Genomic DNA, 21,985 nt, shown 5'->3' with positions numbered 1-21,985 from the left:
CTCTGCGCGCTCAGCTTTCCTTTTCGCCGCCCTTTGCCTTTTGCAGAAGCTCTTTTAAGGGCTTGTCGTCCCCATGCATGGGCCGGAAGCCTTCGCCGGTGATCTCTCCCGCGTCCCCCACAATGACAAAGGCGTGCTTATCCACCTCTTTGATGACGGACTGCACCTGGAACACCTCAAAGCGGCGCACCACGCACAGCAGGGTTTGGCCCGGCTCTTTTGTATAGCCGCCCTGGGAGTCCAGATACGTAACGCCCCGTTCGATTTCCCCCATAATGCGCGCCCCGATTTCCTGCACCTTAGGGGACATAACCAGGAACATTTTGCCTGTGCCCGCGTCGGCGCCATAGAGGATGGAGTCGATAAGGCTGGTGGACACGAAGATGACGATGCAGGCGTACATGGCGTTTTCAATGCTGCCATATACAAAGGCCGAAGCCGCTACCACCAGGCCGTCTATTACCAGCATCAGCTTGCCCATGGAAAACTGGGGCAGGCGGCGGCCGATAAGCCGGGCCGCCATGTCTGTGCCGCCGGTGGTGGCCCCCCGGATAAAGGTGAGGGAAAGGCCTACGCCCTCGCACACCCCGGCGAAAATGGCCACCAGGATGGGATCGCCCTGGTAGGCAGGGACGAACTTGGCGAACAGGTCTATCATCACCGAGGACAGGACAATGGCTGCCAGGGTTTTCATCACCAGCTTATAGCCGATTTCCACCATGCCCCACACCACAATGGGCACGTTGATCAGCAGCACCATCAGGCCAATAGGGGTGCCGAACACATATTGCAGCATGGTGGCAATGCCTGTCACGCCCCCGGCGGCAATGTTGTTGGGGGCTGTAAAGGCGTTGACGCACACAGCATAGGCCATAGCGCCCAGGGTCATAACCAGGGCGTCCATCAGAAATTTTCGGATAGCTTTCGTTTTCACAGCAACCACCATGGGATACACCATTCGCACAAAGAGCCATGGGCAAGCCGCCTTTTGTGCCCGGTATCGTTCCTTTCCTCAGTTTTTTACAGGATCTTCCTTCTTACTGGGGCAGATGGGACACCGCAAAGGACTCGTCCCCCTCCTGCCGCCCCGATTCCATTGCCAGGACAAAAAGCTGGCCCAGGCGCACGCTCTGGTCTGTTAAAAAGAGATAGCCGAAAAGGGACTCCAGGGCGGTGGCGGCGTGATAGTCGCCTATGGAAGCGTTTTTGGGCACGTGGCCCACGTGGGCGTTTCGCCCCCGCATGGCGATTTCCTTCTCCTCCTCTGACAGGGCGGGCCACATGAAGGTGAGGGCCTTTGCCTGGGATTGGCAGCGGACAAGCTCCACCTTCCGCTTGTTTAAAGACCGCACAGGGCAGTTGCCCTCGGAAACCAGATAGTTGCGCACCAGCAGCTCATATACAGAGTCCCCCATAAACGCCAGGGTGAGGGGGCTGTACTCCTTTGCGGGGACAGGCTTTACCAGATTCTCCACATTTTCACCCCTTATTCTACAAAGTCAAATTCCACGCCGTACAGGTCTACGGTGTCTCCCTCCTGCACTCCCGCTTCCCGCAGGGCGTCGATTACGCCGGACTGGATAAGAAGCCGCTGCATATACTGTAAAGACTCGCTGTCTGTCAGGTCGATGGTGGAGAGGGCCTTTTCCAGCCAGGGGGCTTTTGCAAAATATACCCCGTTTTCCTCTGTCACCTGGACAGGCTCCCGCCTGCCGGCGCTTTCCGGGGCAAGGGGTTCCGGCTCCGGCTCAAACCGGAGGATGGGGGGGAGCTTGGAGAGCCGCTCATTGACAGCGTTTAAGAGTTCGTCCACCCCGTGGCGGATGGGGGCCATGATGGGAAAAAAAGCGTAGCCCAGCTCCTCTATATAGGCGCGGAAAGCCTCCACCGTTCCATCGTCTGTCAGGTCGCATTTGTTCCCTGCCACCAGCATGGGGCGACCCGCAAGCCCTGGATTGAATTTTTCCAGCTCTTCGTTGATAATCCGGAAATCTTCCTTGGGATCCCGGCCCTCGCTGCCGGACACGTCCACCACGTGTACCAGCAGGCGGCAGCGCTCTACATGCCGCAGGAACTGGTGGCCCAGGCCCTGGCCCTCCCAGGCCCCTTCAATCAGCCCGGGGATGTCTGCCATGACAAAGGAACGGCCTTCCCCCATGCGCACCACCCCCAGCACAGGGGTGAGGGTGGTGAAATGGTAGTTGGCGATGTTAGGCTTTGCCTCGCTGACAACGGAAACCAGGGTGGATTTTCCCACGTTGGGGAAGCCCACCAGGCCCACGTCTGCCAAAAGCTTTAATTCCAGCAGCACCTCCAGCTCCTGGCCCGGGGCGCCGGGCTTTGCGAAGCGGGGGGCCTGCCGGGTGGGGGTGGCAAAGTGGGTGTTGCCCCACCCTCCCCGGCCTCCGGCGGCAATGACCTGGGGGCTGTCCCCGGACATGTCCGCAAGAAGCCTGCCTGTGGCGGCGTCCTTTACTAAGGTGCCCCGGGGGACTTTTACCAGCAGATCCGGCGCGCCTTTCCCCGCGCAGCGCCCGCCCCTGCCGTTTTCCCCCCGCTGGGCTGTATACTTGCGTTTATAGCGGAAGTCTGCCAGGGTGGAGAGGTTTTCATCCACCTGGAACACCACGCTGCCGCCCCGGCCGCCGTCGCCGCCGTCCGGCCCTCCGGCCGCCACATATTTTTCCCGGTGGAAGGCAACCGCGCCGTCGCCGCCGTCCCCGGCCTTTATCTTGATTTTCGCGCTGTCGATGAACATAACCTGCCTCCTTTGGCCTCCGGCGGCTTAAGGGGCTTTTTGAAAAAAGCCCCTTAAGAATCCTCAAAAACTGTGACGCGCCCGGCCTTGTAGAATTCTGTGGGTCTGCGTCCGCAGGACTGGGTTTTTGCTTCTTTAAAGAAAAGTGACCGGGAGTACCCCGGCCACGCAATGGTGCATGTTTAAAGTTCCAGGACGCGGCGAACGAAGCGGGCGTTCACGCGGCCTGGGTGCAAACGCATTGCGGAGCAAAGCGTTTCATTATGCTGTTACTCGGCGTATACGCTGACCTTCTTGCGGTCTGCGCCCAGGCGCTCGAACCGGACGCGCCCGTCTACCTTGGCAAACAGGGTGTCGTCAGAACCCCGGCCTACGTTCTCTCCGGGATGGATCTTGGTGCCCCGCTGCTTGACCAGGATGTTCCCAGCCAGCACAAACTGCCCGTCGGCGCGCTTGACGCCCAAGCGCTTGGATTCGGAATCGCGGCCGTTTTTAGTGGAGCCCATGCCCTTCTTATGGGCAAAAAGCTGGATGTCTATTCTCAGCATGACAGTTTCCTTCCTTTCAGGATAATTTCAGGATCGTGTTTCCGCATAGCTTACCGATATGGCCTCGGGATACTGCTCCTCCAGGCCTAAAAGGTGCAGCTTCAGCCCTAAAAGCACTGTCCGGCAGGCAGGCTCGTCCCGCCCCCCGATGCGCAGGGCCATTTCCCCTTCCTCCGCGTGCAGAGACAGGGGCGTGACAAAAAGGACATCTGTAATGGTGTTGGCCGCCATATATGCGGCGCTTGACACCGCTGCGCACACAATGTCCTCCCCCTTGCTTCCCATGCCGGCATGGCCTTCCAGACGGAAGCCCACCAGGCCGCCCTGGGGCAGGGTGTAAAAATCCACGGAGATCATTTAGCCGTTGACTGCCTCAATCTGCACCTTGGTGTAGGGCTGGCGATGGCCCATCTTCCGCTTGGAATTCTTCTTGGGCTTATAGGTAAACACGGTGATCTTCTTAGCCTTGCCGGTTTTCAGCACCTTGGCTGTAACGGAAGCGCCCTCCACCAGAGGAGCGCCCACCTTGGTTTCGCCCTCCCCGAACAGGGCCTGTACGGGGAACGTGACGGTTTCGCCCTCGGCGGCTGCAAGCTTCTCAATGTAAAGCTCGTCGCCGGGCTGCACCTTGTACTGCTTCCCGCCGGTTTCAATAACTGCAAACATGTTTATTCCTGCCTTTACTATAGTCTCGCTGCTGTCAGGCGGGCCTTATGGCCTCTTCGCCAGGGCATACTTCGCCCCTTAGCCCGCAGTATGCGGCTTTTATACTGTACCATATGCCGGGCGCAAAGTCAAGAGGGAAACTACCTGTTTTCCTCAAACACCACCGGAGAGGGGTACCGGCTTTCATTCATCCGGGACTTCACTTTTATCACCTGCTCCAGGTCGATGTCATAGAGGTTTGCTATGGCGATGGCGTAATAGATGACATCCCACAGTTCCTCGTCAACTGTCCCTTTTATCTCCTGGGGATTGGGCGCTTTCAGCCCCTTGCGCATGGCCCGGGAAAGCTCTCCCACCTCCTCGGTAAGCTTTAAGAAATAGTCTTTGAGAAGCTCAGGGTGGTAGTCTTTCTGCCTGATAAAATTTTGCAGGTATTTTATGGTGGTTTTGCCGTCCATGGGGATATCGCCTCACTTCTCCTTCTTTTTTGCCGTCTGGGTGGTGAGCAGCAGCTTTACGTCCTCATCCCCCTCAATGGCGTGGATGACTTCCACCCGGCGGAGTATGGACAAGGCCAGGGTCAGCATCAGGTTTACGCATGTCACCACTGCCAGGAAGATTTTTGCCCCTGTGCCGGGCCTGCGCCTAGCGCCTTGCTTTTTCATATGCCGCCCTCCTTAGCCGGCGCCGTCATTTCAATGTGGTTGCCCTCGCTGTCCACAATCTCCGCCACCCAGTTGGGGCCGATGCGCGTCAGGGGGAAACATATTTCCTGCCCCAGAAGCTTCCCCTTCAGGGCCTCCAGGGTTTCCCAACTGAAGCTGGGCAGGCAGTTGCTGCCAAAGGTGTGGGGCTCGTCCTTTTTCTCAAAGGCGAACAGCCCCATGCGGAAGCCGCCGATGTCGAACACGCTGTAGATTTCATCCCGCTGGGCGGCAGGACATCCTAACAGGGCTTCGTAAAAGGCGATGGCCCTTTCCATGTCCCTTACGCACAGGTACAGGGAACCCAGTTTGCACTTTTCCATAAGCTATGCCCTCACTTCTTGTATTCCTGCTCGCAATACCGGCAGCGGTAGCGGTGGGCTTTTTCGTCGCAGAGATAGAACACCTGGTTTACCTGCTCCACGCTGGTGATGCACCGGGGGTTTTTGCAGCTTACAATATTTACCAGCTTTTGGGGCAGGCGGGGCCGCTTTTTCTCTACCAGCTTCCCGTCCCGGATGATGCAGACCGTGGCGCGGTCGTCGATAAAGCCCAGCACGTCCAGGTCGATATCTGTGGCGCCTTCGATTTTGATGATGTCCTTCTTGCCGAATTTCTCGCTTTTGGCGTTTTTAATGATGGCCACGCAGGTGTCCAGCTTGTCCAGCTCCAGCAGGTCATACACCCGCATACTGCGGCCCGCGGTGATGTGATCGATGACGATGCCGTTTTCTATGCTGTCTATATTCAGCATGTTTTATGCCTCCTCCCCGTCTAAAATGCCTTTTTCCAGCCCCAGCAGCGTTAAAATCAGGGCCATGCGCACGTATACGCCGCCTTTAGCCTGCTCAAAATACACGGCCCGGGAATCGTTGTCCACCTCCGGGGCAATCTCGTTTACCCTGGGCAGAGGGTGCATGATGGACAAGTCCGGCTTTGCCGCCCGCAGCTTTTCCGGGGTGAGCACATAGGAATCCTTCAGGCGCACATAATCTTCCTCGTTGAAGAAGCGCTCCCGCTGAACCCGGGTCATGTAGAGGATGTCCAGCTCCGGCATAACCTCCTCCATGGCCCTGGCTTCCTCCCACCTGTGGCCTGAAGGCTCCACCACTTCCTTTACGATGTAGCCGGGCACCCGCAGCTCCTCCGGGGAGATGAAGATGAAGCGCACATTTTCATAGCGCACCAAGGACTTTATCAGGGAGTGTACTGTCCGCCCGAACTTCAAATCCCCGCACAGGCCGATGGTCATCCCGTCCACTTTCCCCCTGCGCCGGCGGATGGCGAACATGTCTGTAAGGGTCTGGGTGGGGTGCTGGTGGCCCCCGTCCCCGGCGTTTATCACAGGGATTTTCGCATATCGGGAGGCCACAAAGGGCGCGCCCTCCTTAAAGTGCCGCATGGCGGCAATGTCCGCGTAGGCGGACACCATGCGGATGGTATCCGCCACGCTTTCGCCCTTGGAGGCAGAACTGCTGCCCGCGTCTGAGAACCCCAACACCTGCCCTCCCAGCCGCAGCATAGCCGATTCAAAGCTTAGGCGCGTGCGGGTGCTTGGCTCGAAAAACAGGGCGCCCAGTATCTTCCCGCCGCACCTGTGGGCATATGCGCCGGGGCTTTGTATGATGTTTTCCGCCAGTTCCAGCAGCCTGTCCGTTTCCTGCCGGGTGAAATCCAGTGGGTCGATTAAATGCCGCATTGTTTTACCGCCTTTCTCAAAAAAGAAGCCTGCCGCCCGGGAAAGCGCCCAAGGCCTGCCGGGGCAGGCAGCGTTATGTATACGAGCCGCCTTGCGGCTATTATACTCCCCCGGCAGGGAGAAGTCAATGAAAAGCAGGCGCCGCTGTATCCAAGGAGCCGTCCGGGCAGGCCCGGGCCTGGAACCAGCTTATCGGCGTGTAAGGGGCGGGCGCGAAAACGCATATGGCGGGAAAAGGCTGTTGTGCTTTTGGCACAACAGCCTTTCTTGCTCTTTGGGAAAACCCGCCAATCTGTCCTGGCAGATTCCGTATTACTGGATGCAAAGGGCCTTTCTTATGCGTCCGGGGCCTGTCCGGTGTGGGCCTGCCATTGGCAGGGCAGCAGGGCCATGCGGGTGAACACCGCCTTAAAGGAGGAATCCTCCGGGCTGCACGCGTATACCCCGAAGCGCACAGGGCCGTTCCCCTTGTGCAGGTGGCATATGCGCATTTGGCGAAAGCGCGCCCCGTCCTGTGAGCACTCCAGGCAGAAATCGCCCTCCCGGCGGCTGAGACGGTACCACATGGATTTCACAGAAGCCGGAATCTCCGTGGTGGCCCAGTCGGAATAGCCGTTATTGGTCACCACGCTGCCCAGGTGCTGGAACTCCTCATTTTCATACTCCACAGAGGCCTTCAGCCAGTTTTCGCTGTCCAGGTACATCACCACCCCGCACTGGTCGAAGCGGTGATGGCTTTCTGTGAAATCTGTCCTCACCACAAAGGAGAAAAAGGGTTCTGCCGTCTCCATTTGCAGGACGGGGGCGTTATCATTTTGGAAGTGGTAATAGGTGCGCTGCCACAGGTCTGTGCGCGGTTTCGTGACGATTTCGATTTTATCCGGGGCTATGAGGAAGCTTTCCGGCTCCCGCGTCCAGCGCAGGCTGTCTGTTGAAAACTCCATAGCTTACCCCCGCAGCGCCACGCCCATTTGGGCAAGCTTTTCCACGATTCCGTCCACCCAGGGCTGCACTTCCTCCTTGGAAAGGGTTTTCTCCTGGGAGGAGAAGGCGAAGCGCAGGGTGAGGCTCTTCATGGCTCCCTGCTGGAAGGAGTCGATAAGGGATACGCCTGTGAGCAGGGCGGGATCTATCTGCGCCCAAGCGCTCGCCATCCCGCCAAAGGTGACGCCCTCGGGCAGTTGGAGGGAAAGGTCGATGTCAATCCCCGGGAACCGGGAAGGCTCCTGGTAAACAGCGTCCGGGGCGGGCAGGGCGGCAAAAGCGTCCATATCAAGCTGGGCGCACACCACTGCCGCCTTTTTGTCTATCTGGCCCTGCACAGCCGGGTGCAGGGCGCAGAGCCAGCCCAGCTCCTGGCTGCCGCAGGACACTGCCGCTGTGTTCCGGGGATGCTGCCAGGGGTGGAGGGGGGCGCGGTTTGCAAAGGCGAAATCCGCCCCTTTAATCTCCCGGCCCAGGGTGCGCAGGATGCCCAGCAGCTCAAAATACAGCTCCTTTTCGCTGCGTGCGCGGCTGTACAGGGCAAGCCCCAGCTTTTTCCGCTCCCTGCACAGGCCATCTTCGTTCAAACCTTCGCATACCCGGCCTATCTCGAAGAGGCCGAAGTCTGCCCCGAAGGACTTGTTCTCCAGCACAAAGGACAGCAGGGTTGGCCCCATGTTGGTGCGCAGCACCTCGTGATCCGGGGTCTGGGCGTTTATCAGCTTCACGTTCTCCTCTAAGGGGATGCCCAGGCCCTTGCACTTTTTCTGGTCGAACCAGATGTAGGAATGCACCTCGTGGAGGCCCCAGCGCTGCACCAGCAGATCCTTTGCGAAATTGTCCGCCTTGTTCCCCGCGCTCTTTTTCTGGGGATACAAGGGGCTTAAGGTGGTGGAAATCTGGAAGTTGTCATAGCCGTAAATGCGCGTGATTTCCTCAATGATGTCCGCCTTGATGGTCACGTCCTTGGTGGCCCGCCAGGAGGGCACCTGTACGGTGAAGGAGCCGCCTTCCTGCTGTGCCTGGAAGCCCAAGGCCCGCAGCGTCTCCAAAATGCGGCCGTCCTCTATGGCAATGCCGGTGTAGCGGTCTACATAGGCTTTGTCAAAGGTGAGGGAAACGGCGGGGTAGCGCTTTACATATACGTCTGTCAGCCGGGAAACCACCTGGGCGCCTGGATCGATATCCAAAAGCAGCTTCATGAAGCGCCCGATGGCAGGTACGGTCATTTCCGGATCCAGCGTCTTTTCATAGCGCATGGAGGCGTCTGTGCGCAGGCCCAGGCGGGTGGCGGAGCGCCGCACGCTGACCCCGTCAAAGTTGGCGGACTCCAGCAGGAGGCTGTCGGTGTCGTCTTCAATTTCCGATTCCAGCCCGCCCATAATGCCCGCCACAGCCACGGGCTTGCCGCCGGAGCAGATCATCAGGGTGTTTTCGTCCACCTTGCGCTCCACGCTGTCCAGGGTGGTGAAGGTGAAGGGGGCGGGGAAGCGCTTTACTTCAATCTTGTCCACCTTGGCGCAGTCAAAGGCGTGCATGGGCTGGCCCATTTCCAGCATCAGGTAGTTGGTGAGATCCGCCAGCAGGTTGATGGCCCTGCTGCCGCAGTAGAACAAACGGATGCGCATGTCCACAGGGCTTACCTTTTCTTTAATGCCCTGCACCTTCAGCCCGGTGTACCGGAAGCACAGCTCCTTGTCCTCCACCTGGATTTCAATGGGGGGAAGGGAGTCGAAGGCGGAGAGGGCCGCTGTCTCCAGGGGCTTCAGCTCCCGCCCGGCCAGGGCCGCGAACTCCCGGGCAATGCCGTAATGGCCCCAGAGGTCGGGGCGGTTTGTCAGGGATTTGTTGTCCACCTCGAACACCAGGTCTTTTATAGCGAAAAGCTCTGTCATGTCATGGCCGACGGGGGTGCCCTCGGGCAGCTCCATCAGGCCGGAGTGGTCGGCGGAAATGCCCAGCTCGTGCTCGGAGCAGCACATGCCATGGCTCTCGAAACCCGCCAAACGGGCGCAGCCGATTTCCTGGCCCATCACCATGCCGCCTTCTTTTACAAAGGGCACGATAATGCCTTCCCGGGCGTTGGGCGCGCCGCACACCACGTCATAAATGCCGTCCCCCCCGTCCACCTTCAAAAGGTGCAGCTTTTGGGAGTTGGGATGGTTTTCCATTGAGATGATTTTGCCTGCCACCACGTCCCGGAGGTTTTCCCCCATGCGGAAAACCTCCTCCACCTCCGCGGTGGAGAGGGTGAACCGCTGGATAAGGGCGTCTAAATCCAGGCCGCTTAAATCTACAAAATCTTGAATCCAGTTCATGGATATCAACATAACGTTCGCTTCCTCCTTTGTTGAGGCTGCCGCCTCAAACTCTGATTTAGGGCTTGTTTGAAAGTAGAGAAAGTGCCGAGTTTTTGAGACAAAACAGGGCGGTTTCAAGGCGGATGAACCGCAAACGCATATATGCGTTTAGACAGGCTGTCGCCTGTCGAGGATTTCCAACACAGAAAACGCATGTTTTGGACAAAAAGACGGTGTTTGCGATTTTTCAAACAAGCCCTAAGGAACTTTTTGTAAAAAGTTCCTTAAAAATCTTCAAAAACTTTTGTGTACCCCAGTCTCAGGTCAAGCGGTTCGTTTGCGGGAGCCGCGTTCAGCACGGGACAGCCTCAGTAAGCGCGGAAAAAAGTTCTGCGGCGAAAAATTCCCGCTCGCGTTTCCCGCGTCCCAGGTGCAGCAGTATGCTGCTATTCGTGGGTAAACTGGGACAGGGCTTTCAGGTTCCCGCTGTTTAAGTCGCGGATATCCTTCACGCCGTATTTCATCATCACCAGGCGGGTAAGCCCCAGGCCAAAGGCAAAGCCGGTGTACTCCTCCGGGTCAATGCCCCCGGCCTTCAGGACGTTGGGGTGGATCATGCCGCAGGGGCACAGCTCTATCCAGCCGGAGCCTTTGCAGGTGGAGCAGCCCTCCCCGCCGCAGATAAGGCAGGAGATATCCAGCTCAAAGCCAGGCTCCACAAAGGGGAAGAACCCGGGGCGCAGACGGACGCTGATATCCCGCTCGAACACCTGGGAGAGCATGGTTTTCATGAAATAGATAAGGTTTGAAATGGAGATGTCCTTATCAATCATCATGCCTTCCATCTGGAAGAAGGTGTTTTCGTGGCTGGCGTCCAGGGCCTCGTTGCGGAAGCACCTGCCCGGGAATATGGCCCGCAGGGGCGGGCCATATTTGCGCATAATGGCGTTCTGGGCAGCGGAGGTGTGGGTTTTTAAAAGCTGGCCGTTTTCCAGGTAATAGGTGTCCTGCATGTCCCGGGCCGGGTGATCCTTGGGGATGTTCACAGCCTCGAAGCACTCATAGTCCGTCACAATCTCCTTGTAGTCCTCAATGGTAAAGCCCATGGAGGCGAATATTTCCTCCAACTGCCGCTGGACAATGGTGATGGGATGGTAAGAGCCTGCCCCGCTTCCTACAGGCAGGGTTACGTCATACTGCTCGGCGGCTTCCACCAGCCGCTGCTCCTCTGCCCGGCGGATGGCCTCCACCTGCTGGGAAAGCTTGTCCTCCACCGTCTTTTTCAGCATATTGATGTGCTGCCCCAGCTCTTTCTTCTGCTGGGCCTCCACTTCTTTCAGGCCCTTGAGCAGTTGGGTGACAGAGCCTTTCCTGCCCAGATAGGCCACCCGCAGCTTTTCCACTGCGTCGCTGGTGCCCGCCCCTTCCAGCTCCTGCTGGAACTGCCGGGCCAGGGCCTCGATTTTTTCCTTCATGTCCATTCTTCCTTTCCGGCAGCGTGGCGGAGCGCCGCGCCCGCTGCTCTGTGTAAATTTTTCGCTGCTTGCACGGGCATGGCGTACCAGAGGCGCGCCCAGTAAGGCCGGCGCGAAGCTGCGCGGGGGTGGGAACAAAAAAGCCCCGCCCCAACATGGGGCGGGGCATAAAGCCACGCGGTACCACCCAAATTCGGCAGAAAACTGCCCTCATTGTGCCGGCCTGTAACGGGGCCGCGCCGTCGGGGCCTACCCACCGCGACCGGCTTCAGCCCCGCCGCTCCGAAAGGAACTTCCCCCTGCCTGCCCCGTGCCCGGGCTTGCAGCCGATGGCCCAGGCTCTCTGAACGGACGGTACAGGGGTACTTTCTTTCATCCCAGCGTTTCTCATCTGTTTACAAAACAGCCTTCCGGAAAAGCTTTCCCGGAAGCTGGCTTCTGTATCATACCATAAAGCGCAGAAACTTGCAACCCTTTTGTTTGAAAGGGAATGCTTCAAGCAGGACGCCCGGTTTTCCGGCGCCTCTTTTCCTGGGGCGCTTGCCACAAGGCGGGTTTCGTGCTATGATATAGGGGATAAAAAAGGGGGGATCCTATGCTTATAGCGGTGCTCAGCGACATACATGGAAACGCCCGGGCCTTAAAGGCCTGCCTGGGCCACGCCAGGGAGCGGGGCGCCCAGGGGTATGTGTTTTTGGGGGACTATATTTCCGACGGGGCTTATCCCCAAAGAACCATGGAGCAGGTTTATGACTGCGCCGCCCGGTACGACTGCCGCTTTATCCGGGGAAACCGGGAGGAGTATATGCTGGACTACAGGGCCGGGAAAATCTCCGGCTGGCAGGACGGCTCCTCCACAGGCTCCCTGCTGTATACCTATGAAAACCTGACAGCCCGGGATCTGGACTGGTTCCAGAGCCTGGAAATTGCCGGGCGGGAAAGCTTTCCCGGCTCGCCGCCTCTGTTTTACTGCCACGGCTCCCCCTGGGCTGTGGGGGGAAGGCTGGAGCAGGGGGATCCGGTGGCGAAGGAAAAGCTGGGGGAACTGCCGGAGAAATACATCCTGTGCGGCCACACCCACCGACTGGGTTCCTGGTTTTCCGGGCTTTTTGAGCGGGGCTGCCAGCAGGTGGTGCGGGCGGGATCTGTTGGAATCCCCCTTTCCACCCCCGGCAAGGCCCAGATGCTTTTTCTCCACAGCGTGGAGGGGGACATGCCCCGCTGGAGGCCGGAATACGCCCTGGTGCCCTATGACCTGGAGGGGGCTGTGCGGGATCTGGAAGAGTCCGGCCTGCTGGAACGGGGCCGGGTGTGGACAGCCATGGTGCGCCATGCCCTCATTACCGGGGAAAACATGGTAGGCCTCCTGCCGCCCTATGCCCAGGCTCTTTACGAGCGGGACTGCGGGCGCAAGGCTCCTTACCAGGAGATCCCGGAAGAATACTGGCAGCGGGCGGCCCTGGCATACCGCTGTGAAACCGCCTGCTGACTGCCCAATATGGCAAAGAAAGGATGGCCTGTATGAAAGTTACGTTTATACTGCATAGCTGCTACCATGTGGAGCTGGAGGGCTGCTGCCTGCTTTTCGACTATTACGAAGGGGAAGTGCCGGAATCGGACAAGCCCCTGTATGTGTTTGCCAGCCACAGCCATGAGGATCATTTCTCCCCTGCGGTTTTTAGCCTTGCAAAGGAGGGGCGGCAGGTACACTACCTGCTGTCTGACGACATTTTTTCCCGCCGGGTGCCGGAGCATCTCCGCGCCCAGACCACCTTTGTGTCCCCCCACAGCTTCTATGAGGTGGAGGGCCTGCGCATTGCCACCCTGCGCTCTACAGACGCGGGCGTGGCCTTCCTGGTGGAGTGCGAGGGAAAACTCCTCTACCATGCGGGGGATTTGAACTGCTGGGTGTGGGACGGCGCGCCCCGGATGCAGAACGACCAGATGGTGCGCCTTTATAAGGACGAGCTAAGCCCCCTGGGCTGCCGGAAGATAGACGCGGCCTTTGTGCCCCTTGACCCGCGGCAGGAGTCGGACTTCGACCTGGGCATGAAATACTTCTTCGAGGCCGCCAAAGCGGAGAAGGTGTTCCCCATGCACATGTGGGGGGATTACTCTGTGGTGCCCCTGTTCAAGTCCACCCCCACCTACCGGGAATATGCCCCCCATGTAATGGATGTCAGCGCACCGGGGCAGGTGTTTGAGATTTAAGGCAATATGTTTAGAAGTAAATTGCACAAACCTTTTCGGCAGAGGAAGGCCGGCGGAACATGTTCCGCCGGCCTTTTTTGTCCCTTTCAGGCGGCAAAAACCCGGAACCCGCCGGGCCTTCCTCTTTTCTTTACAGCACCTGGTTGTCTGCCAGCACCTCCGGCATATGTGCCATGCTGTCGGCCTCTGTGATTTCCCGTATCACCCGGCAGGGCACCCCGGCGGCAAAGCTGTTTGCCGGGATATCCCGGGTGACAACGCTGCCCGCGCCGATAACGCAGCCATCCCCGATGGTCACCCCGGGGCACACGGTGACATTGGCCCCAAACCAGCAGTCATTGCCGATATGCACAGGCTTTGCGTAGCATAAACGCTTTTCCTCCCCGGCGCCTGTGCGCATAAGCCTGCGCTCGCTGGCCACCATGGGATGCACCGGCGTGACAATGGTAACATTAGGGCCGAAGTTGCAGTCGTTGCCTATGGTCACTTCCCCGTCATCCTGGACGGTGAAATTAAAATTGGCAAAGAAATTTTTGCCGATTTTCGTGTGCTTCCCGTAGTGGAAGGCGATAGGCCCCTGGATACGCACGCCTTCCCCCATCTCCCCGATGATCTCGGAGAGGATGGCGGCCCGCTTTTCCACCTCGTCCTCGTGGGTCTGGTTGTAGTCTACATTCAAATTGTGGGTCTTGCGCTTAATCGCTACAAGCTCTGGTTCGCCAGGGCAGAACAGCACCCCAGCCCTGATTTTTTCTTCTGGGCTCATGGTTTTTCCCTCCTATACGGTAATTTCTATAGCGTTGCCTTCCTTATCCAGCACGCTGCTTTCATAATACCCGTCCTCTGTAACCCGGGGGCCGCTTTTCACAGTGCAGCCGTCCTCCCGCAGCCAGGCGGCGAGGGCGTCCACCTGCTCCCTGCTCCCCATCGCTTTCCTGCGGGGTTTTATAAAAATTGTACAGGATTACAGCAGCGTCACGTGGGCTTCCCGGCAGACCCGGCGGGTTTCCTCGTCCCACAGAGAGGCCTGCACCTCGCCGATGTGGGCCTTGCCCAGAAGCAGCATGCACAGCCGGCTTTGCCCAATGCCCCCGCCGATGGTGAGGGGCAGTTCCCCCCGCAGCAGCATCTGGTGGAAGGGCAGCTCCCGGCGCTCCTCGCAGCCCGCCTCCTGGAGCTGCCGGGCAAGGCTTTCCCCGTCCACGCGGATGCCCATGCTGCTGATTTCCATGGCCTGGCCCAGGGCCTCGTGCCAGAAGAACAGGTCGCCGTTAAGGCCCCAGTCGTCATAGTCCGGGGCGCGGCCGTCATGGCGCTGGCCGCTTTTCAGCTTCCCGCCAATCTGCCCGATAAACACGGTCTTGTGCTCCTTGACAATAGCGTTTTCCCGCTCCTTGGGGGAAAGCTGGGGCCAGCGATCCTCCAGCTCCTGGGCGGTGAAAAAGGCCACGTCCCGGCAAAGCTGGGTGTCCAAATCCGGGAACTGCCATTTCAGTTCGTCTAAGGTGCCGCAGATGGCGCTGACAATGCGCCCCACTGTCTCGCGGAGGTAAGCTTCGTTGCGCATCCCCCGGTCTATCACCTTTTCCCAGTCCCACTGATCCACATATACCGAGTGGAGATTGTCCAGCTCCTCGTCCCGGCGGATGGCGTTCATGTCTGTGATAAGCCCGTTGCCCACAAAGAATTCGTAATCGTGCAGGGCCAGCCGCTTCCACTTTGCCAGGGAATGCACCACCTGGGCCTCCTTCCCCACAGCGGGGATGTCAAAGGCCACCGGGCGCTCCACGCCGTTCAAGTCGTCGTTCAGGCCAGTGGCGGGATCCACAAACAGGGGGGCCGTCACCCGCTTTAAATGCAGGGCGGCGCAAAGCTTCACTTGGAACACATTTTTAATCAGGCCGATGGCCTTCTGGGTTTCATACAGCCGCAGGGCGGCCTTGTAGCGGGAGGGGATGACGGTCATAATCAATCACTTCTCTCTTCTGGTATACGCCTTCCTCAGGCGGTTTCCGGTTTCCTGGGGTTTGTTTGAAAATAGAGAAACTGCCAAATTTTTGAGACAAAACGAGGTGGTTTCAAGGAGGAAACCGCAAAAAACCTGCCGTGTTTCGAGGATTTCCAACACAGAGAACCGCAGACGCATACATGCGTCCCGTTTGGACAAAAAGATGGTATTTGCGATTTTTCGAACAAGCCCTAATTATTATAGCACACCCAAAACCGGGCGGGCAGAAATTTTTCCCGCCGTATCCCCCAGTTTTTTGTCTATTTTTCAGCTTACCGCCTGGAAAGCAGGAGGGCAGCTTGCCCTTTTCCATCATCCTGCCACCACCCGCACGCTCCCTATGCCGTAATATTGGTACACTGCCGCCACAGCCTCTGTGATAACCTCCCCCGGCACTGCCGGGGAAATGGCGGGAGGGCAGGAGGCCGCCGGGGAAGCCGCCGTCCGGCCCAGGGCCGCCTCCAGGGGGACTTCCTCCCAAGGGGAAAGCATGGCCTGCCGGAGGGACATGGCCTGCCGGGGCCTTTCCAGACAGGGAAGCGCTCTCCCGCGGGGAGGCCTTTTTTCTAAGGCCGAAAGGGCCTCATACAGCCGCGCAAAATCCTCCGGCGGGTTTTCCGGGGAGGGCATCAGCACCAGATAGTCCGGGTCGGCATATTCCCAGACAATCCCCTTCCCCGCAAGGCGCGCCCCCGCTTCCTGGCCGGTGTAGCCGTATTCTTTGGCCTTCAGGGTAAGCTTTACAGGCTCGTCCCCTCCAAAGCGCCATCCCCGCCGGGAAAGGCGCTGCCGCAGCTTCTGCACCCGCTCTGCCGTTTCCAGCAGCTTTTCCCTATAGCCCTCTGCCAGATACAGGTTTGCCCTGTCTAAAGACTGCAAAATAAGATAAGACGGGCTGGTGGAGCCGAACAGCCCCATGGCCTCCCTGGCCCGTTTAAAAAACGCCTGGGGCGCCGCGGGGGCAATGTGGAGATAGGCCCCGCCGGTGAGCACAGGCAGGGTTTTGTGGGCGCTGTCGCAGCAGATGTCGGCCCCCTGGTCCATGGGGTGGCGGGAGGGGGAGAGAAAGCGGCGGTATGCCCCGTGGGCGTTGTCCACCAAAAGGGGCACGCCCTTTTTCCGGGATACCCGGGAAAGGGCGTGAATGTCCGCGCAGTTTCCCAGATAGTCCGGGCTGGTAAGGTATACGGCGGCGGCGTTGGGGGTTTCCCCCAGCGCCTTTTCCAGCCGGGCCGGGCTGATATCGCACCGGCACAGGCTGTAGTCCTGGTTTTCCGGGAACAGCCACACAATGTCAAAGTCCAGCAGGGCACAGGCTGTGAGGAAGGACTTGTGGGCGTTGCGCCCGGCGATGATGGCGGGCCTTGCGCCAGGGGATTTTTCCCAAAAAGCCAGCAGGGCCAGGTATGCCATGGCCCGGATGCACTGGGAGGATCCTTCTGTAGAATACAGGGTCTGCCCAGCGCCGAAAAGCCCGGCGGCGTTTTCCTCGCTCTCCCGGATAATGCCCTCCGGGCCATACAGCCAGTCCGCCCCTTCGATTTCGGTGATGTCCAGCCCTTCCCAGCCCAGAAAGGATGCGCCTTTATGCCCAGGCATGTGCATGCGCACCGGGCTTTCCTGTCCATACCGTTTTACAAAGTCGCAGACAGGGGTGTTCATGCTTCCTCCAATGCCTGCTCGGCGGCCTTGAGCATAATGGCGCACTCCATCCGCTTTCTGAAGAGGTCGCAGCCGTACTGGTAGGTGCCGCTGATGGAGCCTGTGGCGTGGTAGGCGTTGGCGGCGCAGCCCCCGGCGCAATACAGCTTTGCCCAGCAGTCCGCGCAGTCCGGGCGGGCATACACGTTGCAGCGGCGGAATTCTTCCTGCACGCCGGGGTTTGCCACCCCCTCGAACACGCTGCCCAGCCGGAACTTCTCCTCCCCCACAAACTGGTGGCAGGGGTATAAATCCCCCCAGGGGGTGACCGCCATATACTCTGTGCCGGAGCCGCAGCCGGATATGCGCTTATAGATGCAGGGGCCGCTTTCCAGGTCTATCATATAGTGGTAGAAGGTGAAGGGCTTTCCCGCCTTTTTCCGCTCCAGCATCTTCTGGGCCAGCTTTTCATACTGCTCCATCACAATCCCCTTGTCCTCCTCCGTCAGGGCGGCGGGATCCTCCGGGGCGCACACCACCGGCTCCATGGAAAGCTCTGTAAAGCCCAGGTCCAGCATGGCCTCTATGTCCTGTAAAAAGTCCGGGTTCCAGTGGGTGAAGGTGCCCCGCATGTAATAATTCCTGTTCCCCCGGGCCTGCACCAGCTTTTGGAATTTGGGCACAATCTGGTCAAAGCTCCCCTGGCCCTGATAGTCCACCCGGAAGCGGTCGTGCACCTCCTGCCTGCCGTCCAGGCTCAGCACCACATTGTGCATCTCCCGGTTTGCAAACTGGATAACATCCTCGTCAATGAGCATCCCGTTGGTGGTGAGGGTGAAGCGGAAGTTTTTCCCCCTTTCCTTCTCCACCGACCGGGCATAGGCCACCAAGCGCTTTACCACATCCCAGTTCATCAAAGGCTCCCCGCCGAAAAAGTCCACCTCCAGGTTGCGGCGGCTGCCGGAATTTTCCATCAGGAAATCCAGCGCCCGCTTGCCCACCTCAAAGGGCATCAGCGCCCGCTCCCCGTGGAATTTCCCCTGGGAGGCAAAGCAGTAGGAGCAGTTCAAATTGCAGGTGTGGGCTACGTGCAGGCATAAGGCCTTCACCACATTGCCGCTGCGGGCCTTGAAATCTCCCGCCATAGGGGCGAAGGCGTCCGGCGTGAACAGTTTCCCGGCCTTCTCCAGCTCCCCCACGGCGTCCAGGCAGGCTTCCACCTCCTCCGGGGTGATTTCCGGCCTGTGGGCGTATTTTTCCAAAACAATCCGGGCAATTTCCTCCCGGCTCTTTTCTTTATATAAGGCGATAATGTCATAGGCTGCCTCGTCCACCACGTGGACTGACCCGGAGCAGGTGTCCAGCACGATGTTCCAGCCGCCCAGCTTATATTGATGCACCATGTTTTCCATTCCTCTTTTCTATAGGCCATACCGCTTAAGGCTCTGTACACAATAGCAGGAAATTGGGCGTATTCAGCGGCGCTGCCTGTATCCATATAACGAAAAAGTGCCGCCCATTACGGCGGCACCGAAACAAACGGCCGTTTTATTCCTCGCTGTCGTTTTCACAGGGCTGGTTTGCGATGCCGCAGCTTGTTTTGCAGGCGGACTGGCAGGAAGTCTGGCACTCGCCGCAGCCGCCGTTTTTGGCGCTTTCGCAAAGATCCCGGGTCTTGAGCGTTTTAATCATCTCCATGGCATATCCCTCCGTTAAAGCCCCTAAGGGCATATTATTTTATTATTTTAGCATATGCTGCCCGGGTTGTCAAGCATGACGGGCAGCGCCCGAATCGCCGCAAACGTTGACAAAGCTGGGCAAATTCGGTAAAATAAAGTGAAACGCCTTTTTCCGGCAAACCGGGGCAGGCGGGCAAATTCAGGACGGGAGAAAAAAGATGAGCTTTCAGATACTGGGCACCGGCAGCTTTGTGCCGGAGAGGGTTGTCACCAATGAGGAGCTTTCCCAGATGGTGGATACCTCCGACGAATGGATTGTAAAGCGGATAGGGGTGCGCAAGCGCCGCGTGTGTACCTCTGAGACAGTCACTGATTTAGGCGTGGAGGCCGCCCGCAGGGCCTTGGCAGACGCGGGCGTGCAGCCGGAGGAGCTGGATCTGATTATCGCCGCCACCATCAGCGCGGACACCATCTCCCCAGGGCTGGGGGGCATGGTGCAGAACCGGCTGGGCGCCCGCTGCCCGGCATTTGACATGAACGTGGCCTGCCCGGGCTTTTTGTTTGCCTTGGACGTGGCGGCGGGCTTCTTTGCGCGGAAGGCGGTTAAAAAGGTGCTGGTGGTAAGCGCTGAGCGCATGAGCGGCCTTATGGACTGGGAGGACAGGGCTACCTGCTGCATTTTCGGGGACGGCGCGGGGGCTGTCGTGCTGGGAGAAGGGGACGCGTACCTGGCTTCCGAGCTGCATACCCAGGGCGGGGACGATATTATCAGCATTCCTGTTAAATGGGACAACTCCCCCTTTTACCAGCGCGAGCTGCCGAAAAATAAGGTAAACATGGAGGGGCAGGCCACCTATAAATTTGCCGTGACTTCCATGGTGTCGGATATTAAATCCGTACTGGAGAAGGCCGGGATAACCGGGGAGCAGGTGAAGGCGGTTATCCCCCACCAGGCAAACTACCGGATTATTAACGAGGCAAGGCGGCGCCTGCCGGAAATAGCCCCGGAAAAGTTCCTTCTCAACATTGAGGAATATGGCAACACCTCCTCTGCCAGCGAACCCCTCCTGCTGGACGAGGCCCGCCGCAAGGGGATGTTCCAGCCCGGGGACTATATCCTGCTTTCCGCTTTTGGAGGCGGGCTTTCCAGCGCGTCCTGCGTGGTACGGTGGACTAAAGCAAAGTAAGAAGCCGTACCAATAGGGCCTAGCACAAATCTTTCCGGCAAGTTTTGCGGGCTTCTGTGTTGGAAATCCTCGACATGCGACAGCATGTCTTGCGGTTTCCGCCTTGAATCCCACAAAATTTTCTCGAAAATCTTTGCACCACTCCTATCGGTACAGCTTCTAAAAGTTTTTGAGGATCCTTAAGGAACTTTTTTCAAAAAGTTCCTTAAGCGGGGGGATGGGGGCGGCGCCCCAAATAGAGAAAGGATGGTTTCATCATGATAAAAACACCGCTGTGTGATTTGCTGGGAATTGAATATCCCATTTTCCAGGGGGGCATGGCCTGGATATCCGACGGGAAGCTGGCGGCCGCTGTTTCAAACGGCGGGGGATTAGGCATTATCTCCGCCATGAACGCCAACGCCCAGTATGTAAGGGAACAGATACAGCTTGCCAGAAGCCTGACAGACAAGCCCTTTGGGGTGAACATTATGCTTATGTCCCCCTTCGCGGAGGAAGTGGCCCAGGTGGCGGCGGAGGAAAAGGTGGCGGTTGTCACCACCGGCGCCGGGAACCCCTCTAAGTTCATGCCCCTGTGGCTGGAGGCAGGGGTGAAGGTTATCCCTGTGGTGGCAAGCGTGGGCATGGCAAAGCTTGTGACAAAGGCCGGGGCCTCCGCCATTATCGCGGAGGGAGGAGAGTCTGGCGGCCATGTGGGGGAACTGACCACCATGGTGCTGGTGCCCCAGGTATGCGACGCCACAAACCTGCCTGTTTTGGCGGCAGGGGGCATCGGGGACGGCAGGGGCATTGCGGCCTCCTTTATGCTGGGAGCCGTTGGCGTGCAGGTGGGCACCCGGTTCTTGGTGGCCCACGAATGCGGCGTACACCCCAACTACAAGAAAAAGGTTTTAAAGGCAAACGACATTGCCACTATGACCACCGGCAAGCGGCTGGGCCATCCGGTGCGGCAGATTAAGAACCAGTTCGCCAAGGATTTCCTCAAGGCTGAGTACAGCCAGATTTCCGACGAAGAGCTGGAGAAGCTGGGCAGCGGGGCGCTGTACCGGGCCGCTGTGGAGGGCGACGAAAAAACCGGGGACTTCCTGGCCGGGCAGATTGCCGGCATGGTGAATAAAGAGCAGCCCGCCGCCGAGATTATCAAAGAGATGTTCACAGAAGCGGAAGAAGTGCTGAAGGGGGCGGGGAAATGGGTAAAATAGCCTTTGTGTTTTCAGGCCAGGGGGCGCAGTATCCCGGCATGGGGGAATCCCTGTGCGGGATAAGCCCTGCCGCAAAAGAGGTTTTCGCCCTGGCGGACTCTTTGCGCCCGGGCACCTCTGCCCAGTGCTTCTCCGGCACAGCGGAGGAACTGGCTGTCACCAAAAACACCCAGCCCTGTGTCTACTGCGTGGATCTGGCGGCGGCAAAGGCCCTGGAGGAAGCGGGGATACGCCCGGACTTCGCTGCGGGTTTTTCCCTGGGAGAGGTTGCGGCCCTCACCTTTGGAGGCGTGTTCACCCCAGAAGCAGGCTTTGATTTCGTGTGCAGGCGGGCGCAGGCCATGCAGCAGGCGGCAGAGGACAATCCTGGCGCTATGGCGGCAGTGCTGAAGCTTTCAAACGAAAAGGTGGAGGCGCTGTGCGGGGAATTTTCCCGGGTGTGGCCTGTCAATTATAACTGCCCGGGCCAGCTTGTTGTGGCGGGGGTTCCGGAGCAGCTTGCGGCTTTCCAGGCAAAGGTGAAAGAGGCCGGAGGCCGGGCCGCGCCCCTGGCTGTAAGCGGGGGGTTCCACTCGCCGCTGATGGAAAGCGCCGCCGGGAAGCTTCTGGAAGCCTTGGGGGAAATTCCCCTGGGGAAGCCCTCTCTTCCCATTTACGCAAACGCCACCGCCCAGCCCTACGAAGGGGATATGGGCGCTTTGCTGGTGCGGCAGGTGAAAAGCCCGGTGCGCTGGCAGGAGACAATAGAAGCCCTGGCGGCAGAGGGTGTGGACACCTTCTTTGAGTGCGGCCCCGGCAAGACCCTCTGCGGGCTGGTTAAGAAAACCGTAAAAACCGCAAAGACATACCAGGTGCAGGACGCCGAGACGCTTCAGGCCGCTTTGGAGGCTTCCCGCGCTTAAGGCCGCGGGACTTCTCTCGCC

25 protein-coding genes and 1 other annotated feature are annotated in these 21,985 nt (G+C 58.8%); of the genes, 5 read left to right on the top strand and 20 right to left on the bottom strand.

Annotation, left to right across the window (positions count from 1 at the left end; genetic code table 11):
* Nucleotides 1–10: 10 nt before the first annotated feature.
* The 14 genes from D1841_RS06080 to pheS all read right to left on the bottom strand — a co-directional run bounded on the left by D1841_RS06080 (nt 11) and on the right by pheS (nt 11,134).
* Complete coding sequence (locus D1841_RS06080; RefSeq protein WP_347563950.1) at nt 11–934, bottom strand: YitT family protein; 924 nt, start codon at nt 932–934, stop codon at nt 11–13.
* Nucleotides 935–1,037: 103 nt separating this feature from the next.
* Nucleotides 1,038–1,475 (bottom strand): ribonuclease III domain-containing protein, encoded by a 438-nt coding sequence (locus tag D1841_RS06075; protein ID WP_347563949.1) that lies wholly within the window; start codon nt 1,473–1,475, stop codon nt 1,038–1,040.
* A gap of 11 nt (nt 1,476–1,486) precedes the next feature.
* Nucleotides 1,487–2,758 carry a GTPase ObgE gene (gene obgE / locus D1841_RS06070; RefSeq protein WP_160642295.1) on the bottom strand — a complete coding sequence of 424 codons (1,272 nt, stop codon included), beginning with the start codon at nt 2,756–2,758 and terminating at the stop codon, nt 1,487–1,489.
* 269 nt (nt 2,759–3,027) lie between these two features.
* Nucleotides 3,028–3,306 carry a 50S ribosomal protein L27 gene (rpmA, locus tag D1841_RS06065; protein ID WP_160642294.1) on the bottom strand — a complete coding sequence of 93 codons (279 nt, stop codon included), beginning with the start codon at nt 3,304–3,306 and terminating at the stop codon, nt 3,028–3,030.
* A gap of 27 nt (nt 3,307–3,333) precedes the next feature.
* A complete protein-coding gene (locus tag D1841_RS06060) occupies nt 3,334–3,663 on the bottom strand; it encodes a ribosomal-processing cysteine protease Prp (protein ID WP_160642293.1) in 330 nt (109 codons plus the stop codon).
* On the bottom strand, nt 3,664–3,972 hold the full coding sequence (rplU, locus tag D1841_RS06055) for a 50S ribosomal protein L21 (RefSeq protein WP_160642292.1): 309 nt from the start codon (nt 3,970–3,972) through the stop codon (nt 3,664–3,666). It abuts the gene before it with no gap.
* A 140-nt stretch (nt 3,973–4,112) separates the two neighbouring features.
* Complete coding sequence (locus tag D1841_RS06050) at nt 4,113–4,430, bottom strand: MazG nucleotide pyrophosphohydrolase domain-containing protein (protein ID WP_160642291.1); 318 nt, start codon at nt 4,428–4,430, stop codon at nt 4,113–4,115.
* Between the two features lie 12 nt (nt 4,431–4,442).
* Nucleotides 4,443–4,637: a hypothetical protein gene (locus D1841_RS06045; protein ID WP_160642290.1), complete on the bottom strand. Its 195-nt coding sequence runs from the start codon at nt 4,635–4,637 to the stop codon at nt 4,443–4,445.
* Nucleotides 4,634–4,999, bottom strand: a complete 366-nt coding sequence (locus D1841_RS06040) for a VOC family protein (protein ID WP_160642289.1) — start codon at nt 4,997–4,999, stop codon at nt 4,634–4,636. The genes D1841_RS06045 and D1841_RS06040 overlap by 4 nt, the downstream gene beginning before the upstream one ends.
* A gap of 11 nt (nt 5,000–5,010) precedes the next feature.
* Entirely contained in the window at nt 5,011–5,430 is a 420-nt protein-coding gene (locus tag D1841_RS06035; RefSeq protein ID WP_160642288.1) for an aspartate carbamoyltransferase regulatory subunit, read from the bottom strand.
* 3 nt (nt 5,431–5,433) lie between these two features.
* Nucleotides 5,434–6,375 (bottom strand): aspartate carbamoyltransferase, encoded by a 942-nt coding sequence (gene pyrB, locus D1841_RS06030; protein ID WP_160642287.1) that lies wholly within the window; start codon nt 6,373–6,375, stop codon nt 5,434–5,436.
* 335 nt (nt 6,376–6,710) lie between these two features.
* Entirely contained in the window at nt 6,711–7,319 is a 609-nt protein-coding gene (locus tag D1841_RS06025) for a DUF1349 domain-containing protein (RefSeq protein ID WP_160642286.1), read from the bottom strand.
* A 3-nt stretch (nt 7,320–7,322) separates the two neighbouring features.
* On the bottom strand, nt 7,323–9,689 hold the full coding sequence (gene pheT, locus D1841_RS06020; protein ID WP_160642285.1) for a phenylalanine--tRNA ligase subunit beta: 2,367 nt from the start codon (nt 9,687–9,689) through the stop codon (nt 7,323–7,325).
* A 416-nt stretch (nt 9,690–10,105) separates the two neighbouring features.
* Nucleotides 10,106–11,134: a phenylalanine--tRNA ligase subunit alpha gene (gene pheS, locus D1841_RS06015; protein WP_160642284.1), complete on the bottom strand. Its 1,029-nt coding sequence runs from the start codon at nt 11,132–11,134 to the stop codon at nt 10,106–10,108.
* Nucleotides 11,135–11,287: 153 nt separating this feature from the next.
* Nucleotides 11,288–11,522: a binding site (T-box leader), on the bottom strand.
* A gap of 207 nt (nt 11,523–11,729) precedes the next feature.
* On the opposite strand from pheS, the gene D1841_RS06010 reads away from it, so the two are divergent.
* Entirely contained in the window at nt 11,730–12,623 is an 894-nt protein-coding gene (locus D1841_RS06010; protein ID WP_160642283.1) for a metallophosphoesterase, read from the top strand.
* 32 nt (nt 12,624–12,655) lie between these two features.
* Nucleotides 12,656–13,345, top strand: coding sequence for an MBL fold metallo-hydrolase (locus D1841_RS06005; RefSeq protein ID WP_160642282.1), 690 nt, complete (start codon nt 12,656–12,658; stop codon nt 13,343–13,345).
* Nucleotides 13,346–13,475: 130 nt separating this feature from the next.
* Here D1841_RS06005 and D1841_RS06000 read toward each other — a convergent pair whose 3' ends face one another.
* The 6 genes from D1841_RS06000 to scfA all read right to left on the bottom strand — a co-directional run bounded on the left by D1841_RS06000 (nt 13,476) and on the right by scfA (nt 18,692).
* Nucleotides 13,476–14,111, bottom strand: a complete 636-nt coding sequence (locus D1841_RS06000) for a sugar O-acetyltransferase (protein WP_160642281.1) — start codon at nt 14,109–14,111, stop codon at nt 13,476–13,478.
* Between the two features lie 12 nt (nt 14,112–14,123).
* A complete protein-coding gene (locus tag D1841_RS05995; RefSeq protein ID WP_160642280.1) occupies nt 14,124–14,273 on the bottom strand; it encodes a VOC family protein in 150 nt (49 codons plus the stop codon).
* A 36-nt stretch (nt 14,274–14,309) separates the two neighbouring features.
* Nucleotides 14,310–15,317 carry an aspartate--ammonia ligase gene (gene asnA, locus D1841_RS05990; RefSeq protein WP_160642279.1) on the bottom strand — a complete coding sequence of 336 codons (1,008 nt, stop codon included), beginning with the start codon at nt 15,315–15,317 and terminating at the stop codon, nt 14,310–14,312.
* A 348-nt stretch (nt 15,318–15,665) separates the two neighbouring features.
* Nucleotides 15,666–17,015, bottom strand: a complete 1,350-nt coding sequence (locus D1841_RS05985; RefSeq protein WP_160642277.1) for a PLP-dependent transferase — start codon at nt 17,013–17,015, stop codon at nt 15,666–15,668.
* Nucleotides 17,012–18,397 (bottom strand): thioether cross-link-forming SCIFF peptide maturase, encoded by a 1,386-nt coding sequence (scfB, locus tag D1841_RS05980; RefSeq protein WP_160642276.1) that lies wholly within the window; start codon nt 18,395–18,397, stop codon nt 17,012–17,014. The genes D1841_RS05985 and scfB overlap by 4 nt, the downstream gene beginning before the upstream one ends.
* A 145-nt stretch (nt 18,398–18,542) precedes the next feature.
* Nucleotides 18,543–18,692 carry a six-cysteine ranthipeptide SCIFF gene (gene scfA / locus D1841_RS05975; protein ID WP_160642275.1) on the bottom strand — a complete coding sequence of 50 codons (150 nt, stop codon included), beginning with the start codon at nt 18,690–18,692 and terminating at the stop codon, nt 18,543–18,545.
* A 199-nt stretch (nt 18,693–18,891) separates the two neighbouring features.
* Between scfA and D1841_RS05970 the strand changes: the two genes are divergently transcribed.
* From D1841_RS05970 to fabD, 3 genes are all read left to right on the top strand, one after another.
* Nucleotides 18,892–19,860: a beta-ketoacyl-ACP synthase III gene (locus D1841_RS05970; RefSeq protein ID WP_160642274.1), complete on the top strand. Its 969-nt coding sequence runs from the start codon at nt 18,892–18,894 to the stop codon at nt 19,858–19,860.
* A 257-nt stretch (nt 19,861–20,117) separates the two neighbouring features.
* Entirely contained in the window at nt 20,118–21,062 is a 945-nt protein-coding gene (locus D1841_RS05965; protein ID WP_160642273.1) for a nitronate monooxygenase, read from the top strand.
* Entirely contained in the window at nt 21,050–21,964 is a 915-nt protein-coding gene (gene fabD / locus D1841_RS05960) for an ACP S-malonyltransferase (protein ID WP_160642272.1), read from the top strand. Before D1841_RS05965 ends, fabD begins: the two co-directional genes overlap by 13 nt.
* Nucleotides 21,965–21,985: the final 21 nt, after the last annotated feature.

The organism is Neglectibacter sp. X4 (assembly GCF_009917365.1).
GTDB lineage: Bacteria > Bacillota > Clostridia > Oscillospirales > Acutalibacteraceae > Acutalibacter.
This window is presented reverse-complemented; position numbering and strand designations above follow the sequence as displayed.

Coding starts and splice junctions, on each gene's coding strand:
- obgE (WP_160642295.1), bottom strand. CDS start 2,758: ATGTTCATCGACAGCGCGAAAATCAAGATAAAGGCCGGGGACGGCGGC.
- rpmA (WP_160642294.1), bottom strand. CDS start 3,306: ATGCTGAGAATAGACATCCAGCTTTTTGCCCATAAGAAGGGCATGGGC.
- D1841_RS06060 (WP_160642293.1), bottom strand. CDS start 3,663: ATGATCTCCGTGGATTTTTACACCCTGCCCCAGGGCGGCCTGGTGGGC.
- rplU (WP_160642292.1), bottom strand. CDS start 3,972: ATGTTTGCAGTTATTGAAACCGGCGGGAAGCAGTACAAGGTGCAGCCC.
- D1841_RS06050 (WP_160642291.1), bottom strand. CDS start 4,430: ATGGACGGCAAAACCACCATAAAATACCTGCAAAATTTTATCAGGCAG.
- D1841_RS06045 (WP_160642290.1), bottom strand. CDS start 4,637: ATGAAAAAGCAAGGCGCTAGGCGCAGGCCCGGCACAGGGGCAAAAATC.
- D1841_RS06040 (WP_160642289.1), bottom strand. CDS start 4,999: ATGGAAAAGTGCAAACTGGGTTCCCTGTACCTGTGCGTAAGGGACATG.
- D1841_RS06035 (WP_160642288.1), bottom strand. CDS start 5,430: ATGCTGAATATAGACAGCATAGAAAACGGCATCGTCATCGATCACATC.
- pyrB (WP_160642287.1), bottom strand. CDS start 6,375: ATGCGGCATTTAATCGACCCACTGGATTTCACCCGGCAGGAAACGGAC.
- D1841_RS06025 (WP_160642286.1), bottom strand. CDS start 7,319: ATGGAGTTTTCAACAGACAGCCTGCGCTGGACGCGGGAGCCGGAAAGC.
- pheT (WP_160642285.1), bottom strand. CDS start 9,689: ATGTTGATATCCATGAACTGGATTCAAGATTTTGTAGATTTAAGCGGC.
- pheS (WP_160642284.1), bottom strand. CDS start 11,134: ATGAAGGAAAAAATCGAGGCCCTGGCCCGGCAGTTCCAGCAGGAGCTG.
- D1841_RS06010 (WP_160642283.1), top strand. CDS start 11,730: ATGCTTATAGCGGTGCTCAGCGACATACATGGAAACGCCCGGGCCTTA.
- D1841_RS06005 (WP_160642282.1), top strand. CDS start 12,656: ATGAAAGTTACGTTTATACTGCATAGCTGCTACCATGTGGAGCTGGAG.
- D1841_RS06000 (WP_160642281.1), bottom strand. CDS start 14,111: ATGAGCCCAGAAGAAAAAATCAGGGCTGGGGTGCTGTTCTGCCCTGGC.
- D1841_RS05995 (WP_160642280.1), bottom strand. CDS start 14,273: ATGGGGAGCAGGGAGCAGGTGGACGCCCTCGCCGCCTGGCTGCGGGAG.
- D1841_RS05985 (WP_160642277.1), bottom strand. CDS start 17,015: ATGAACACCCCTGTCTGCGACTTTGTAAAACGGTATGGACAGGAAAGC.
- scfB (WP_160642276.1), bottom strand. CDS start 18,397: ATGGTGCATCAATATAAGCTGGGCGGCTGGAACATCGTGCTGGACACC.
- scfA (WP_160642275.1), bottom strand. CDS start 18,692: ATGGAGATGATTAAAACGCTCAAGACCCGGGATCTTTGCGAAAGCGCC.
- D1841_RS05970 (WP_160642274.1), top strand. CDS start 18,892: ATGAGCTTTCAGATACTGGGCACCGGCAGCTTTGTGCCGGAGAGGGTT.
- D1841_RS05965 (WP_160642273.1), top strand. CDS start 20,118: ATGATAAAAACACCGCTGTGTGATTTGCTGGGAATTGAATATCCCATT.
- fabD (WP_160642272.1), top strand. CDS start 21,050: ATGGGTAAAATAGCCTTTGTGTTTTCAGGCCAGGGGGCGCAGTATCCC.